The organism is Rathayibacter festucae DSM 15932, from assembly GCF_004011135.1.
Classification (GTDB): domain Bacteria; phylum Actinomycetota; class Actinomycetes; order Actinomycetales; family Microbacteriaceae; genus Rathayibacter; species Rathayibacter festucae.
The window spans coordinates 3881145-3896560 of the sequence record NZ_CP028137.1; the positions used below are offsets into that span (position 1 = coordinate 3881145).

Genomic DNA, 15416 nt, shown 5'->3' on the forward strand with positions numbered 1-15416 from the left:
CCGCTGGGGCGCACCTCTATGGTGATCGAGTAGCCCCGCAGGGGCGTATCGAGATCCCGCGTCCTCAGCGCTCCAGGTGCGAGTACTCCGGCAGCTCGATCGCATCCGCGGGCGGCGTGAAGAAGCGCCCCATCGTCCGCCCGATCACCGGCGTCGCCGCGACCTTCACCGCGAGCCCGAACGCCGCCACTCCGAGCCGCGACACCGGGTTCGCGACCCGCGGCACGCCCGGCGGCAGCGCCTGCGCCTGCGTCACGTAGGGCCGCATGATCCGCTCGTACCCCGCGAAGCCGTCGCGCGGATCCACGTGCGCCGCGAGCTCGCCGGCGAGCACGTACGCGCCCGCGAGCGACAGGCTCGTCCCCATCCCGCTGACCGGGGAGGCGCAGTAGGCGGCGTCGCCGACCAGCGCGACCCGTCCGCTCGACCAGCGCGGGGCGTGCACCTGCCCGATCTGCTCGTAATACAGGTCGTCGGCCTCGTCGAGCCCGCGGAGGACGCGCTGCGCCTCCCAGCCGGCGTCGCCGAAGACTGCACGGAGGTGCGCGCGCTGCTCGTCGAGCGAGCGGCGCTCGGTGCTCGCGCGGTCGAGGCGGCGGTCGATCACCTGGGAGAGCGCGACGCGGAGCGTGCCGTGCGGGTCCGGGCGGAGGGTGATGCTGCGTCCGCCGGCCGCGCTGTACCAGCGCCACCAGTCGTCGTCCGCCGCGGTGCGCGGGATGGTGGCGTAGGAGGTCTCGAGGCCGAGCGAGCGGATCTCCGGCTCGTCGCCGAAGACGAGGCGGCGGGTGCTCGAGCCGATGCCGTCGGCGGCGACGACGAGGTCGAAGCGCTCGTCGGGGGCGTTCTCGAAGGAGACGGTGACGCCGCTCCCGGTGTCGTCGTGGCTGTGGTCGTCGAGGCCGGTGATGCGGTCGCCGTAGCGGTACTCGGTGTGCTCGACGGTGCGGTCGACCAGGAGCCGCGCGAGGTCGCCGCGGAGGATCTCGAGCTCGGCGGTCGCGCCGCCGCTGTCGGTGGTGCCGGCCGGGAACTCGGCGAGGGTGCGTCCGCCGCGGCCGACGAAGCGGGTGCCGACCTCGCCGGTCGTCGCGGCGCGGATGTCGTCCTCGAGGCCCATCCGGCGGGCGACCTCGCGGCCGGCGCCGCGGACGTCGACGTTCTGCCCGCCGAGCCGCAGGGCGGGCGCGCGCTCGACGATCGTCGTCTCGACGCCGTAGCGGTGCAGCCAGAACGCGAGGGCGGGCCCGGCGATGCTGGCGCCGGAGATCAGGACACGGGTCATGGTTGCCGCTTTCGTTGATAATCAATGAGATTGGCAATCTACACCGTTATCGTGGAGGCATGAGTGACAGCGCGCCCGATCTCGGCATCCGGACCCGCGTGCGCCAGGTGACGGAGCGGCAGCGGCTCTTCGAGCAGTCGCTGACCCGCGCGCTCGCGGTCGACGCCGTCGGGCTCGACGCGATGACGCACCTGATGTCGAGCGGGCCGCTGACGCCGACCGAGCTCGCGGGGCGCCTCGGCGTCTCGACGGCGGCGACGACCCTCGTGCTGAACCGCCTCGAGGCGGCCGGGCACGTCCGCCGCGAGCGCCACCCGACGGACGGGCGGAAGCTGATCGTCACGGCCTCGGAGGAGTCGGCGCGGCGCGCGCAGGAGCGGGTCGCCCCGCTGATCGCGGGCGTCGAGGCGGTCGTCGCCGACCTCGACGAGGCCGAGCGCGCGACGGTGCAGGCCTTCCTCGACCGCCTGCTCGCGGTCTACGACGCGGCGACGGACTGACGGGCCGGCGTCCTTGACGCGGCGGGTCTCGATACGCCGCTGCGCGGCTACTCGACCAGCATGCGCGGTCCGCGTTCGCGTGCGGCCGCGTCTTCATGCTGATCGAGTAGGCCGCGGAGCGGGCGTATCGAGATCCACGTGTTCGGTGGGTGGGTCTCGATACGCCGCTGCGCGGCTACTCGACCAGCATGCAGGGGGCCGGCACGCGGGTCAGCAGGTGCGGGCTCCGTACGCGGCCGGGACGACCGTGGTGACGGGGGCGCCGTCGACGGTGGCGGTCGCGGTGACGGTGGCCTGGCCGGCGGGCACCGAGGCGGCGCGCGTCGAGAAGGCGGCGGAGGCGTTCTTGCCGGGCAGGATGCCGGTGAACTCCTTCGAGCCGTAGGCGGAGGCGACGGTCATCGAGACGGGGACGGTCGCGTTGTTCTGCGCCGTGACCGTCAGGGTGACCTTGCCGGCGATGCAGCGGGTCGTGGCCGTCACCGCGACGGCGAGGGCGGCGGGCGCCTTCAGTGTCACGGTCACGGTCGTCGTCTGCGAGACCGTGCCGTCGGCCGAGGTGATCGCCACGGTGCCCACTCCGCCGTTCGCGGTGGTCGGCTGCGTCACGCGCACGCGGGCCGCCGAGTCGGTGGCCACCGCGGTGAGCACCGGCATCGTCGTGCCGTCGACGGTCACGGCGTAGGAGCCGCGGGCCGGCTCGAAGCCGGCGACGCCGACTCCGTTCACGCGCAGGGCGCCGAGGGTGGCGACCGCGGCGGGCGAGGCCACCGACTCGTACAGCTTCGTCTCCGACACGATCAGGTGCGTGTTGGCGTAGGCGTTCATCACGATGCGGAAGGCCTTGGCCGTCACCGGCGCGAAGGTCGCGGTCAGCGTCGGCGCGGTGCCGTCGGCGGGCGCGGCCAGGGCGACCGCGGACTCGTAGCCGGGAACCGCGGTCCACGTGCTGCTCGAGGCGCCCTGGTACTGCAGCTGGTAGCTCTGCGCCCAGCTGGTGCCGCCGTCGCGCTGGAACTGCACCGACACCTGCTGCACCTGGCGGGTGCTGGGGAAGGTGTAGGTCAGGCTGCTCTGCGCGGCCTTGGTGCCGCTCGTCCAGTTGGACCAGCCCTTGTCGCCGTCGACCCCGTTGCGGGTGCGCTCCGGTCCGTAGCCCGACTCCGACGAGGTCGCGGTCGCGACGATGCCCGCATCGGGGTTGAAGTTCCGCAGCGTGCCCGCGGTGACCAGCACCGTGAGCGTCGCGGGGAGGGTCTGGCCGTCGGCCGTCGCGGTGCCGGAGATCGTCACCGATCCGGGCGCCGCGAGCGAGGCGGTGGTCAGCGGCGTCCAGTCCCAGGTGACCGGTACCGCGAAGGTGCTGGTCGAGGCGCCGACGCGGGCCGGCACGGTGGCGGGGGCCGCGGCCTGCACCGCGGCGACGGAGGCTCCGGCGGCGACGGTGAGGGACGCCGGGTCGGTGGCGGTGAGGCCGCCGACGTCGACGAGCGCGGTGACGGGGATCGACTGACCGAAGAGGTCGGTCGCGGTGCCGGTCACCTCGACGCGGCCGGCGGCGGCGTAGGCCGAGTCGGCCGGGCGCTGCCAGGTGACGGCGACCGGTGCGCCGGTGCCCCAGGCGTACTGCGGGGCGATCGACGCGGGCAGGGTCGGCGCGACGCCGACGGTGGTGCGGACGGCGACCGTCTGCGCGGCGGACGGGGCGAGGTCGCGCAGCGTCCAGGACTGGTTCGCTCCGCCGTTCGAGCCGTAGACGCCGACCGTGGTGTTCTCGGTGCTGGACTGGCCGTTGACGTCGAGCGAGAGTCCGATCGACTCGTTGACCAGTGTGTAGGCGGTTCCGTCGGTGGTGCTGACGATCCAGCGGGTGGCGGCGTCGGCCTTCGCGGCGTCGACCGAGAGCGTGCGCAGGTCGGTGCCGGCGCTCGTGGCGCCGAGCACGCGGCCGTCGGCGTTCTGCAGCACGACGCGGCGGGTGGCCTCGCGCTCGCCGGGGGCGACCTCGCGGACGGTCCAGCTCTGCTTCGCGGCGGCGGTGGAGTCGGTGGCGAGGGTGGTGATCGTGGTCGCGGCGCCGGTGGGGTTGCCGGTCAGCGCCTTGCCGCTCTGCGTGCCGACCAGCTGGTAGCGGTGGCCGTCGCGCAGCGCCGGGGCGGAGTCGGCGACGCCGGAGACGCCGTCGATCGAGAAGGAGGTGACCGACTTGGCGGGCACCGTGACGGTCGCGGTGCGCGACTCCCGGTCGATGGCGACCGCGGGCTTCGCGACGAGCGCGTTGCCGGTGGGCGCGGCGGCCGAGGCGGCCTGGGTCGTGACGTAGGGGGTGACCGTCGCGCCGGCGGCGATGCTGCCGAAGCGGGAGAGGTCGAGCACGACGGTCTTCGCGGTCGCGCCGGTGTTGGTGTGCACCACGGTCGCGCCGCTGCCGTCGCCGCGGACGGCGGCGGTGGAGGAGGTGTCGTTCGTGGGCATCAGGTGGTCGCCCTCGTGGACGAACTTGGTGAAGTTGCGGATCGTGTTGAACTTCGAGTTCGTCTCGACGCCGCAGACCGGGGCCTTGGTGGAGTCGCCGCCGGCGTCCGCGACGCGGCGCGCGGACTTCCAGACCTCGGCGCCGGCCTCCTGGTACGGCGTGCAGTCGAGGTCGATGAAGATCGAGCCCCAGTTGAGGTTCTCGCCCTTCGGGCTCATGTTGTAGAGGTCCTCGACCGGCTGCCAGAGCACCCAGGCCTTCGGCTCGAGCTCGCGCAGGTCGTCGTTGATGCGGCCGGCGATGCCGAGGCCGTTCTCGATGTTGACCGGGTCGTAGCCGGCGACCCAGTTGCCCTCGATCTCGCTCATCCAGAGGTCCTTGTCGGCCTGCTTGGCGAGGTCGCGGACGGCGAGGCGGTCGGAGGTGCCGTAGGTGTGCACGTTCATCCGGTCGACCTCGGCGCGGACGGCGGCGGAGTAGGCGGCCCAGTTGGTCTTGAAGATGCTGGGGTTGGTCTCGTCCATCGCGGCGATGCCGGCGTCGCTCGACGAGGCGGCGAGGGCGGCGGCGACGTCGGGGATCAGGTCGGCCTGGCGGGTCGGGCCCATGTGCATGCCCTCCTGCCGTCCGCCGGTCGGCACGCCGTTGGTGAGCTGCGTGCCCCAGTAGTTGGTGTTCGGCTCGTTGAAGGGGTCGAGGGTGTCGAACTCGATGCCGTACTCGTCCTCCATGTGCGCGGTGACGGTCGCGAGGTACTGCGCGAACTTCGCCTCCGCGGCGGGCTTCAGCTGCTCGCTCGAGGCGTTGAAGCCGCCGGAGACGTAGCCGCTCTCGGTCATGAAGTAGGGGGCGGAGTTGGCGAACGCCTCCCAGTGCGAGATCTGCTTCTCCTCGGCGAGCTTCTCGACCCACCAGCGCTGCGTCTCGTCGCTCGTCCAGTCGTAGGAGGAGGCGTCGCCGGCGTTCCACTTGGCCAGGAGAGCGTCGCGGTCGGCGTAGTTCGTGCTCGTGCCGCCGTAGGTCGCGGCGTCGCCGGCCGGGTTCTGCTTCCACCAGCCCTCGACCGCGCCGCCGGGGCGGAGGTAGTCCTTCACGTCGGAGGCGTTGCCGCCGCCGATGTTGTAGCGGGCGATGTTGAGGTCGAGGCCGTCGTCGCCGAAGACCTTCTGATACAGCTCCTCGCGGAGGGCCTCGGGGTAGTTCCCGGTGGCGTTGGCGAACCAGACCAGGCTGGTGCCCCAGCCCTCGAACGACTCGCCCGCCGCGGCGGGGTTGGGGGTGATGCGGAAGGCGTCGGCGGCCTGCGCGGGGGCGGCGGCCGCGGGGAGCGCGAGCAGCGCTCCGGCGGCGAGGGCGGCGCTCGTGGCGAGCGCGGCGATCCGGCCCGCCTTCCGGCGAGTGCGTCTAGCAGTGGACATCGACATCGATGCGTCTCTCTTTCAACTCTGAAAGGGGAGCTGTTCACGTGAACACGCCCGTGGCCTCCGACTGTACATGTTGACGTCAACAGGCGGAAGGGCGGTCGGCGTGCTCGCGACTCCGCAGAAGTCGTCGTACTGGAGCTCCGAGTACGACGACTTCTGAGGAGTGGCGGAGAGGCGGCGGGGCGGCGCTCAGATCGCGTGCGGGCGCTCCGGGAACGCCTCGGGCTCGCACTGGATGGTGGCGTGGTCGATGCCGTGGTCCTCGCGCAGGACGGCGAGCACGCCGGCGAGGGCCTCGCGGTAGTCTGCGTCGGGGGCGACGACGATGTGGCCGGTGGCGCTCTCCATGCCGGAGGTGATGGTCCAGACGTGCAGGTCGTGCAGCGCGAGCACGCCGGGGACCGCGCGGACGTCGCGCTCGACGGCGGCGAGGTCGACGTGCGCGGGCGCCGACTCCATCAGTATCCCGAGGGCCTGGCGGGTCAGCGACCAGGTGCGCGGCAGGATCAGCAGGCCGATCAGCACGCCGACGATCGGGTCGGCCCAGGCCCAGCCGGTGGTCAGCAGCACGATCGCGGCGAGGATCACGCCGATCGAGCCGAGGGCGTCACCGAGGACCTCGAGCGAGGCCCCGCGCAGGGTGATGCTCTCCTTCGCGCCGGCCGAGAGCAGGCGCAGGCTGACCAGGTTGACCGCCAGGCCGATGATCGCGGTGATCAGGAGCGGCGCGCCGGGCACCGCGGGCGGCTCGGCGAAGCGGCGGACCGCCTCCACGATCACGACGCCGGCGACGCCGAAGAGCAGCACGCCGTTGGCGAGCGCGGCGAGCACCTCGAGCCGGTAGGAGCCGTAGGTGCGGGCCTTCGCGGCGGGGCGGGCGGCGAGCGAGATCGCGGCGATCGACATCCCGAGCGCGATCACGTCGGTGCCCATGTGCGCGGCGTCGGAGATCAGCGCGAGGGAGCCGGTGGTGAGGCCGACGACGAACTCGACGACCGCGAAGGCGGCGGTGAGGGCGAAGGCGATGACGAGGGGGCGCCGGTGGCGGGCGGCGGCGGAGCCGGCGTGCCCGTGGTCGTGTCCCATGCGACTCCCTGTGCCCCACTCGCCGTGCTCCGCTCGCCGCGACGACCGCGGACGTATTGTCGTATGCACACTCTTGCACATATCGGCTCGGATGCGAAGGGTGCCCGCGCCGATCCGCCTGCGACACTGGAGAGGTGTCGTCCTCCCGCTCACTCCGCACCCTCCGCGGTGTCGTGGCGGCGACGGTGGCGACCCTCACGGCCCTGTTCTCGCACGTCGCGGGCGGCGGCGACGTGCCGGGCCTCCTCGGACTCGCGGTGCCGCTCGTGCTGTCGGTGCCGGTCTGCGTCGCGCTCGCCGGCCGCGGGCTCTCGCTCGCGCGCCTGGCGGTCTCGGTCGGAGTGAGCCAGCTGCTCTTCCACGCGCTCTTCGAGATCGGCGCCGCGACGGGGCCGGCCGGTGCGGCGCACGCCCACGGCGGCCCGATCGACGTCAGCGCCGCGACGGCCCACGCGGGCGGGCACGACTCCTCGATGGGGATCGCGCACCTGCTCGCGGCGGTCGTCACGATCGCCGTCCTGCACCGGGGCGAGGCGCTGCTGATCGCGGTCGCCGCGACGACGGCCCACGCGGCCGCGCGACTCGTGCGGGTGCCGGCCGTCCCGGTCCTCGCGTCGGCGACCGGGCGCCGCTCGTCGTCCGCGCCGCGCGCGATCCTCCCGGTCGTGGCGGACGTGCTCGCCGACGCCGTGCCCCGCCGCGGACCGCCCGCCGCCCCCGCCTCCTGATCCTCGACGCGCGCTGCGCGTCCTCATCGACCCCTGCCCGCGGGCGGGGTCTGTGCGCGATGCCCCGTCCCCCCGGACCGGCCGCGCGAAGGGAGCCACTGCAGTGGCGCACGCACCGTTCTCCACACCCCTCGGCCACGACGACCACGGCCCCGGCGGCCACGGCGGCCCCGACTGTCAAGGCCCCGACGACGACCTCCTCCCGCCCGGGCGGCCGGCCGCCGCTCCGCTCCGCACGGCGGAGGCGACCCTGCTGCTCGCCGTCCCCGCGGCGGTCGCCGTCGCGCTCGCCGGGCTGACGTACACCGGCGCGTTCTCGACCGAGACGCGCCTGATCGACCCCGGCGAGCTGGTCACCCGCGGCCTGCCGATCGCGCGGGTCGTGCACGACAACGCCGCGTCGCTGACGATCGGCTTGCTCACGGCCGCGACCTTCCTCCTGCCCGGGCAGCGGATCGCGCCCGGGATCGTCTCGTACTCGCAGAACCGGGCGCTGCGCTGGGCGACCTGGTCGGCGGCCGTCTGGGTGGCGTCGGCGCTCGCCGTGCTCGTCTTCACGGCGGCGAACGCGATCGGGCAGCCGCTGGACGCGCCGGGCTTCCGGACCCAGCTCGTCTTCTACGCCACGCAGCTCGAGCTGGGGCAGACGCTCGTGGCGTCCACGGCGTGCGCGACGGCGGTGCTGCTGCTCACCCTCTTCTCTCGGCGGCTCGGCTGGGTGGCGGCCGCGACCGCGATCGCCGTGCTGGCGCTCCTGCCGCTCTCGCTCTCGGGGCACGCGGCCGGCGCGGACGAGCACGCGAACGCGGTGAACAGCCTCGCGGTGCACCTGATCGGAGTGACGGCCTGGGCGGGCGGGCTCGCCGCGGTGATCCTGCTGCGGCGGACCGTCGGCGGCGAGATCGGCACGGTCGTCGCGCGCTACTCGGTGCTGGCCGGCTGGGCGTTCGGAGCGGTCGCCTTCTCCGGGCTCGTCAACGCGTCGCTCCGGATCGAGGGGCTCGAGGACCTCGGCACGCCCTACGGGCAGCTGCTGATCGTGAAGGCCGTCGCGCTGCTCGCGCTCGGTGGCGCGGGCGCCTGGCACCGGCTGCGGCTGATCCCGCGGCTGCGCGCGGACCCGGCCGATCGCCGCGCGTTCACCGCGGTCGCGGTCGGCGAGGTGCTGGTGATGGCGCTGACGATCGGCGTCTCGGTGGCGCTCTCGAACAGCGCGCCACCGGTCTCGCAGGACCCGGTGAGTGGCGACGCGCGGCGCAGCCTGCTCGGCTTCCGCTACCCGCCCGAGGTGACGCCGGAGCGGATGCTCGACCAGTGGCATCTCGACGCCGTGTGGCTCGGGATCGCCGTCGTCGGCGCCACACTCTACGTGCACGCGGTGCTGAAGCTCCGGCGCCGCGGCGACGCCTGGCCGCTCGGCCGCACGCTCGCCTGGGTGGCGGGCTGCGCCGCGCTCGCCTACACGACCAGCGGCGGGCCGGGCGTGTACGGGCAGGTGCACTTCAGCACGCACATGATCCAGCACATGCTGCTGATGATGGTCGTGCCGCCGCTGCTGGTGCTCGGCGGGCCGGTGCTGCTCGCGCTGCGGGTGCTGCCGGTGCGCCGCGACGGCGGGCGGGGGCTGCGCGAGTGGATCCTCGCGGTCGTGCACTCGCGCTACCTCGCCGTGCTGTCGAAGGCGCCGGTCGCCGCCGTGCTCTTCGCGGGCAGCCTCGTCGCGTTCTACTACACCGGCTGGTTCGAGTGGGCGATGTTCAGCCACCAGGGCCACGTGCTGATGACCCTGCACTTCCTCGCGACCGGCTACCTCTTCTTCTGGGTCCTGATCGGCGTCGACCCGGGGCCGGACCGCCCGGGGCACGTGCTGCGGCTGCTGGTGATGCTCGCGACGCTGGCCTTCCACGCGTTCTTCGGCCTGGCGATCATGTCGCAGACCACCGTCCTCGCCGCGCCCTGGTGGACGGCGCTCGGGTACACCGACACGGAGGCTCTGCTCGCGGACCAGGGCGTCGGCGGCGGGATCGCCTGGTCGGCGGGCGAGATCCCGATGGTGCTGATCGCGCTGGTCGTCGTCGCGCAATGGGTGCGCTCGGAGGAGCGGACGGCCAAGCGCTACGACCGCCGGGCCGACCGGGACGGCGAGGCCGAGCTCGCGGCGTACAACGCGCGGCTGGACCGGCTCGACCGCCGGGGGTCCTGAGCGGCGCGGGTCCTGAGCGGCGGGCTGTCCTGAGCGGCGGGGTGTCCGGAGCGGCGGGGCGACCGGCCCCGCCGGCGCGCGTCAGTGGCGCGAGGCGGAGTCCGCGTCCCAGAGGGCCTCGAGCGGGTCGTCCGCGTCCTCGCCGGCCAGGAGCTCGGCGTGCCGGCGCTCGGCCTCCTCGGCGGAGATCTCGCCGAGGTCCATCGAGGCGCGCAGGGCCGCGGCCCGGCCGCCCTCGCGGGTGAGGAACGGGTCGGCGGGGGTGGCGTGCCGGACGCCGTCGCGGGCGTCGAACGCGGAGGCGGTGATGCCCGTCACCGCGGGGGAGGAGGCGAGCAGGGCCATCGCGACCCGGTCGGCCGCCTGCCAGGCCGAGGCCGACGAGCCGCGCTCGGCGATGATCGGGCCGTCGGGGGTGCCGATGGTGAGCCGCTCGATGTCGGGGAGGAGGCGGAGGATGCGCGCCGCGGCGTCGAGCGCCTCGGCGGGCACGGAGTCGACGGGGCCGGAGAACAGCGGGGTCCAGTCCTCGATCGGGAGACGGTGCCTCCAGGTGTCCATCCGGGCTCCTTCCGTGATCGTTCACGGCGTCGTCACGACGTGCACGTGCCTGAAGGCTAGAGCGGGCCCCCGCGCGCGTCGACCCCCGGATCGAGGGAGTGCGTTTTCGGGACCACTCCGGTCGGGGGCGGCGAGGCCGTCCCTCCGGGCGACCTGTCGAGCTGTGCGGGCGCTGTGCCGCGCGGAGCGCGGGTGGGTGCCTGCGGCGTGATGCCTGGTCGATCCACGTGCCCCGGGGTGACCCCGGAGAGGACGGAGCAGCGCGTGCCCCGTCCGCCTCGCCCGGAGGGGCGGTGCCGCCCAGCCTAGGCTGGAGCGCACGAGGCGGGGGGTCGTCGTGCACGGACGGGACGCGGTGGTCGAGGCGCTCGCGCACGCGTTCCTCGGCGCGGAGTGGACCCCCGCCGGGCTGCGCGCCGCGGCCGCCGACTCCCTCGGCGCCCGCCGCCGCTGGATCGGCCCGCTGGTCACCGCGGTGCTCGTCGCCTTCCCGCATCCGCCGCTCGACGCGCCGCGCGAGCTCGCGCAGGTGGTCGCGGGGCTGCTCCCGGAGCGCGCGCAGCCGGTGGTCGCGCACCTCGCGCCCGTTCCCGCGCGGGCCGTGCCCTCCTCCTCGCCGGTGCCGGCGATCGACGGAAGGGACGACCTCGCGCGGCTGCTCGGGCTCGCGCCGGCGCAGCTGGACGGTTTCGCCGACCTCGGGCAGTGGAACCGCCGGACGCCGCACGGTGCTCTCAACCCCGGCGCTCTCCAGAACTACGACCACGTCTGGCGGCAGCGGCCGGGCCGGGCACCGCGGCTGCTCGAGGTGCCGCGCTCGCGGCTGCGGGCGGTGCAGCGGAGCGTCCTCGACGAGATCGTCGGCCTCGCCCCCGTGCATCCGGCCGCGCACGGCTTCGTCCCGGGGCGCAGCGCGATCACCGGGGCGGCCGTGCATGCGGGCTCGGCGATGCTGATCACCCTCGATCTGCAGCGCTTCTTCGCGCAGGTCACCGCGGCGCGGGTCTTCCGGCTGCTGCGCGGCGAGGGGCTGACCGAGGCGGTCGCCTTCGCGCTGACCGGGCTGTGCACCCACGCCGTGCCGGTCGCCGCGATCCACCGGATGCCCGCCGGCGGCGCGCCGGAGGAGCGGGCCGCGCTCCGCCGCTCCCTCGCCCTCGCGCACCTGCCGCAGGGCGCGCCGACCTCGCCCGCGCTGGCGAACCTGGCGCTGCGTCGCCTCGACGCGCGACTGACCGGCTACGCCGAGGCGGCCGGCGCCCGCTACACCCGCTACGCCGACGACCTCGCCTTCAGCGGCGACGCGCGCTTCGCCCGGCGGGCGGAGGCCTTCGCCCGCGGGGCCGCGCGGATCGTGGAGGACGCGGGCTACGCCGTGAACCCGCGGAAGACGCGGCTGCGGCCCGCCTCGACGCGGCAGAGCGTGACCGGGATCGTGGTCAACGCGCACCCGGCCGTCCGGCGGGCCGACGTCGACCGGCTGCACGCGATCCTGCACAACTGCGCCGTGCACGGGCCGGCCGGGCAGAACCGGGCGGGCGTGCCCGACCTCCGGGCGCACCTCCTCGGCCGGATCGCCTGGGTGAGCGCGGTGCATCCCGGCCGCGGAGCGAGGCTGCGGGCCCTGTTCGAGCGGATCCCGTGGCCGGAGCCCTCGGGGGCCGCCCCGTCCCTCGATCCCGCGGGGCCGCGCCCGTAGGATGCAGCGGTGCCCGTGACCCTCCCCGCTCCGCGAACGATCGACCCCGCCTCCGTCCCCGCCCTGCGCTGGGGAGTGATCGGCACGGGCATCGCCGACGCCTTCGTCGCCGCGATCCACTCGCGCTCGGTGCAGCGCGCCGTCGCCGTCACCGCCCGGGACGCCGAGAAGACCCGCGCCTTCGCGGACAAGCACGGCATCGCGACGGTGCACGCGACGGTCGAGGAGCTGGTCGCCGACTCCGGGATCGACGCCGTCTACATCGCGACCCCGCACCCGCTGCACCGCGCGCAGGCGCTCGCCGCGCTCGCGGCCGGCAAGCACGTGCTGATCGAGAAGCCGATCGCGATGTCCGCGGACGAGGCGCGCGAGATCACCGACGCGGGCCGCGCCGCCGGCCTGCTGGTGATGGAGGCGATGTGGGCGCGCTACCTGCCCCAGGCCGACGTCATCCGCCAGGTCGTCGAGAGCGGGGTGCTCGGCGAGCTCCGCCTGGTCACCGCCGACTTCGGCTTCTCCGTCCCCGTCGATCCGACCGGGCGGCTCTGGGCGAAGGAGCTCGGCGGCGGCGCGCTGCTGGACGCCGGGGTGTACCCGATCTCGTTCGCGTCCTCGGTGCTCGGCGCGCCCGTCTCGGTCGTCGCCTCCGGGACCGTCGACCCGGGCACGGGCGTCGACGCGAGCGCCGACCTGCTGCTGACCACCGCCTCCGGCGCCCGCGCGCTGCTGTCGACCTCGCTCCAGACCTCACTGCCGGTCGAGGCGATGGTCCTCGGCTCGGAGGGGCGGCTCGCGGTGCACAGCCCGTTCTTCGGCCCGAGCGGCGTGACGCTGACGCTCGGCAGCATGAGCTCGGGGCAGGACTCGGAGGTCTGGACCGACGAGGGGCCGTGGCCCTACGGCGCGCTGTCCTTCCAGGCGACGGCGTTCGCCTCCTACGTCGCCGCGGGGCTCGTGGAGTCGCCGGTGCACCCGCACCACGAGGTCGTCTCGGTGCTGGCGACGATCGACGAGGCCCGGCGCCAGGTCGCGGCGCAGGCGCAGGCGCAGGCGGCCCCGTCCACCCCGGCCGTGTCTCCCGCTCCGGCCGTCTGATGCGCATCCTCACCTGCCTGCACACGATGGAGGTCGGCGGCAGCCAGATCAACGGGATCGAGCTCGCCGGGCGGATGGCCGCGCTCGGCCACGAGGCGGTGGTCTACGGGCCGGACGGCGATCTGCGCCCGCTGGTCGCCGAGCTCGGGCTGGACTGGGAGGAGGCGCCCGAGAAGGGGCCCCGCCTGTCCTTCCGGAGCATGGCGCGGCTGCGGCGCATCGTCCGCGAGCGGCGGATCGATCTCATCCACGCCTACGAGTGGGCGCCGACGATGGACGCCGCCTTCGGGCCGCACCTGATCGACGGCGTGCCCGTGGTGACCACGGTGCTCTCGCCCGAGGTGCCGGACTTCGTGCCGGCGGCCTTCCCGATGATCGTCGGCGTGGTCGAGCTGCTCGAGGAGGAGTCGCGGCGCCGGCCGACGCTGCACCTGATCGAGCCGCCGGTGGACACCGAGCTGAACGCACCGGTCGCGGACGCGGCGCGGACGGCGGAGCTGCGGGAACGCTTCGACGTGCAGGACGGCGAGATCGCGGTCGTCACGGTGGCGCGGCTGGTCGTCGACCTCAAGCGCGAGGGGATCCTGGCGGCGATCGAGGCGGTCGGCGCGATCGGCGACGAGCACCGCCTGCGCCTGATCGTCGTCGGCGACGGACCGGTCCGCGGCGAGCTGCAGGCCACGGCGGACCGGGTGAACGCCGGGCGCTCGCGCGAGCTGGTGACGCTGACCGGGCAGATGCTCGACCCGCGCGACGCCTACGCGGTCGCCGACATCGTGCTCGGCATGGGCAGCAGTGCGCTGCGGGGGATGGCGTTCGCGAAGCCGCTGGTCGTGCAGGGCGAGAAGGCCTTCTGGCGGCTGCTGACGCCGGAGTCGCTGCCGTTCTTCCTCGACGGCGGCTGGTACTCGCTCGGCGACGGCGTCGACGGGCCGGGTCGCCTCGCCGGGATCCTCGCGCCTCTCGCGGCCGACGCGGAGCTGCGGGAGCGGCTCGGCGCGCTCGGGCGCGGGGTGGTCGTCGAGCGCTTCAGCCTCGCGGCGGCGGCGCGCACCCAGGCGGCGATCTACGCGGAGGCGGTGGCCGCGCGGAGCACGCTGCGGCGGCGGCTGCGCGCGCTGGCCCACCCGGCGGTGCGGTACACGGCGTACCGGCTGCACCCGCTCAAGCGGCGCGTCCTGGGGCTGCTCGGGCGCTGAGTGCGGCGCTCCCCGACAGCTGTTGCCCACGTCGGCGGATCCGTCAAGGGTCTCCTCCTGGCCGCTGAGCGCGTCCTACAGTCCTGTCATCCGGCCGCATCCGGAGACTCCGTCGTCCCGCGACGGCTGCGGGCGCGGCCCCGACGACGGGGAGGACCAGATGTCCAGAGACGATGTGATGCCGGGCCGGTTCGCGCGCTTCGTGAAGTGGGTGCACCGTGCCGACGGCTGGGAGCCGCAGTACCTGCGCGGCCGCGTGCTGGCGAAGACCGACGGCGCCTGGATCGTCGCGGTCGACGGCCAGGAGACCCGCGTGATGAAGAAGGAGTGGAGCGTGTACCGCTGAGACTGCCCGACCGCCGGACGCCGGAGATCCGCGAGACCGGCCCAGGCGCGTTCGTCCTCGAGCTGCGCCGCACCCGCCGCCGGCCGGCCGAGGAGCTCGGCCTCCTGCTGCGCGATCGCGGCCGCTGGATCGCGATCGGCCCGGAGGGCGTGCTCGCCTCCGCGGAGAGCTTCGACGAGGCACTCGCGACCCTGCAGCCCCCCTGCTGATCGAGCAGCCGGCGCAGTGGGCGCACCGAGATCCGGCGACGCCTGGAGGTGGGGTCTGCAGGCCTGCCGTCCGGGACACGGTGGGTCTCGATACGCCCCTATCGGGGCTACTCGACCAGCATGCTGGTGGGCGGCTGCCCTGTCGTCCGGGACACGGTGGGTCTCGATACGCCCCTATCGGGGCTACTCGACCAGCATGCTGGTGGGCGGCTGCCCTGTCGGCGGCGCGGTGCCCTCCATGCTGATCGAGTAGCCCCCGGAGCGGGCGTATCGAGATCCGGCGACGCCTGGAGTGGGGTCGCCAGGTCCGCCGTGCTGGGAGGGTGGGTCTCGATACGCCCCTGTCGGGGCTACTCGACCGGCATGGGGCGTGCAGGCGGTGGTGGGCGTCGCACAACATCAGCTGAGACGGGTGGGCCTCCTCTGTCAGCGGAGGGCACCCCTTCTCAGCTGATGTTGTGCGGTGCTCGCGTCCCTCCATGCTGATCGAGTAGCCCGCGGAGCGGGCGTATCGAGATCCGGCGACGCCTGAAGTGGGGTCGTCAGGTCCGCCGTCCTGGACACGGTGGGTCTCGATACGCCCCTGCGGGGCTACTCGACCAGCA

General features: G+C 74.3%; 12 protein-coding genes. 8 read left to right on the forward strand and 4 right to left on the reverse strand.

All coding sequences use genetic code 11. From position 1 onward, the window contains the following. Positions 1-64 precede the first annotated feature (64 nt). On the reverse strand, positions 65-1285 hold the full coding sequence (locus tag C1I64_RS17745) for an FAD-dependent monooxygenase (RefSeq protein ID WP_127888133.1): 1221 nt from the start codon (positions 1283-1285) through the stop codon (positions 65-67). 59 nt (positions 1286-1344) lie between these two features. Between C1I64_RS17745 and C1I64_RS17750 the strand changes: the two genes are divergently transcribed. Next, positions 1345-1785 carry a MarR family winged helix-turn-helix transcriptional regulator gene (locus tag C1I64_RS17750; RefSeq protein WP_127888134.1) on the forward strand — a complete coding sequence of 147 codons (441 nt, stop codon included), beginning with the start codon at positions 1345-1347 and terminating at the stop codon, positions 1783-1785. Between the two features lie 210 nt (positions 1786-1995). On the opposite strand, the gene C1I64_RS17755 is transcribed toward C1I64_RS17750, so the two are convergent. Both C1I64_RS17755 and C1I64_RS17760 read right to left on the reverse strand, forming a co-directional pair. Continuing rightward, positions 1996-5685 (reverse strand): discoidin domain-containing protein, encoded by a 3690-nt coding sequence (locus C1I64_RS17755; RefSeq protein WP_127888135.1) that lies wholly within the window; start codon positions 5683-5685, stop codon positions 1996-1998. 189 nt (positions 5686-5874) lie between these two features. Then, positions 5875-6771, reverse strand: coding sequence for a cation diffusion facilitator family transporter (locus C1I64_RS17760; protein WP_127888136.1), 897 nt, complete (start codon positions 6769-6771; stop codon positions 5875-5877). A gap of 134 nt (positions 6772-6905) precedes the next feature. Between C1I64_RS17760 and C1I64_RS17765 the strand changes: the two genes are divergently transcribed. Together C1I64_RS17765 and C1I64_RS17770 are read left to right on the forward strand one after the other, a co-directional pair. Beyond that, positions 6906-7499: a hypothetical protein gene (locus C1I64_RS17765; RefSeq protein WP_127888137.1), complete on the forward strand. Its 594-nt coding sequence runs from the start codon at positions 6906-6908 to the stop codon at positions 7497-7499. 103 nt (positions 7500-7602) lie between these two features. Next, positions 7603-9702 (forward strand): bifunctional copper resistance protein CopD/cytochrome c oxidase assembly protein, encoded by a 2100-nt coding sequence (locus C1I64_RS17770; RefSeq protein WP_127888138.1) that lies wholly within the window; start codon positions 7603-7605, stop codon positions 9700-9702. Positions 9703-9783: 81 nt separating this feature from the next. Here the strand turns inward: C1I64_RS17770 and C1I64_RS17775 are convergent, their stop codons facing one another. Then, positions 9784-10263, reverse strand: coding sequence for a hypothetical protein (locus tag C1I64_RS17775; RefSeq protein ID WP_127888139.1), 480 nt, complete (start codon positions 10261-10263; stop codon positions 9784-9786). A gap of 337 nt (positions 10264-10600) precedes the next feature. On the opposite strand from C1I64_RS17775, the gene C1I64_RS17780 reads away from it, so the two are divergent. From C1I64_RS17780 to C1I64_RS17800, 5 genes are all read left to right on the forward strand, one after another. Beyond that, a complete protein-coding gene (locus C1I64_RS17780) occupies positions 10601-11962 on the forward strand; it encodes a reverse transcriptase family protein (RefSeq protein WP_164874586.1) in 1362 nt (453 codons plus the stop codon). Positions 11963-11971: 9 nt separating this feature from the next. Next, positions 11972-13057 carry a Gfo/Idh/MocA family protein gene (locus C1I64_RS17785; RefSeq protein WP_127888141.1) on the forward strand — a complete coding sequence of 362 codons (1086 nt, stop codon included), beginning with the start codon at positions 11972-11974 and terminating at the stop codon, positions 13055-13057. Further along, a complete protein-coding gene (locus tag C1I64_RS17790) occupies positions 13057-14256 on the forward strand; it encodes a glycosyltransferase (protein WP_127888142.1) in 1200 nt (399 codons plus the stop codon). Before C1I64_RS17785 ends, C1I64_RS17790 begins: the two co-directional genes overlap by 1 nt. Positions 14257-14416: 160 nt before the next feature. Beyond that, the gene (locus C1I64_RS17795) at positions 14417-14602 is read left to right on the forward strand and encodes a hypothetical protein (RefSeq protein WP_123734602.1); all 186 of its coding nucleotides are present in this window, start codon (positions 14417-14419) and stop codon (positions 14600-14602) included. After that, complete coding sequence (locus C1I64_RS17800; protein WP_123731711.1) at positions 14584-14811, forward strand: hypothetical protein; 228 nt, start codon at positions 14584-14586, stop codon at positions 14809-14811. The genes C1I64_RS17795 and C1I64_RS17800 overlap by 19 nt, the downstream gene beginning before the upstream one ends. Positions 14812-15416 lie beyond the last annotated feature (605 nt).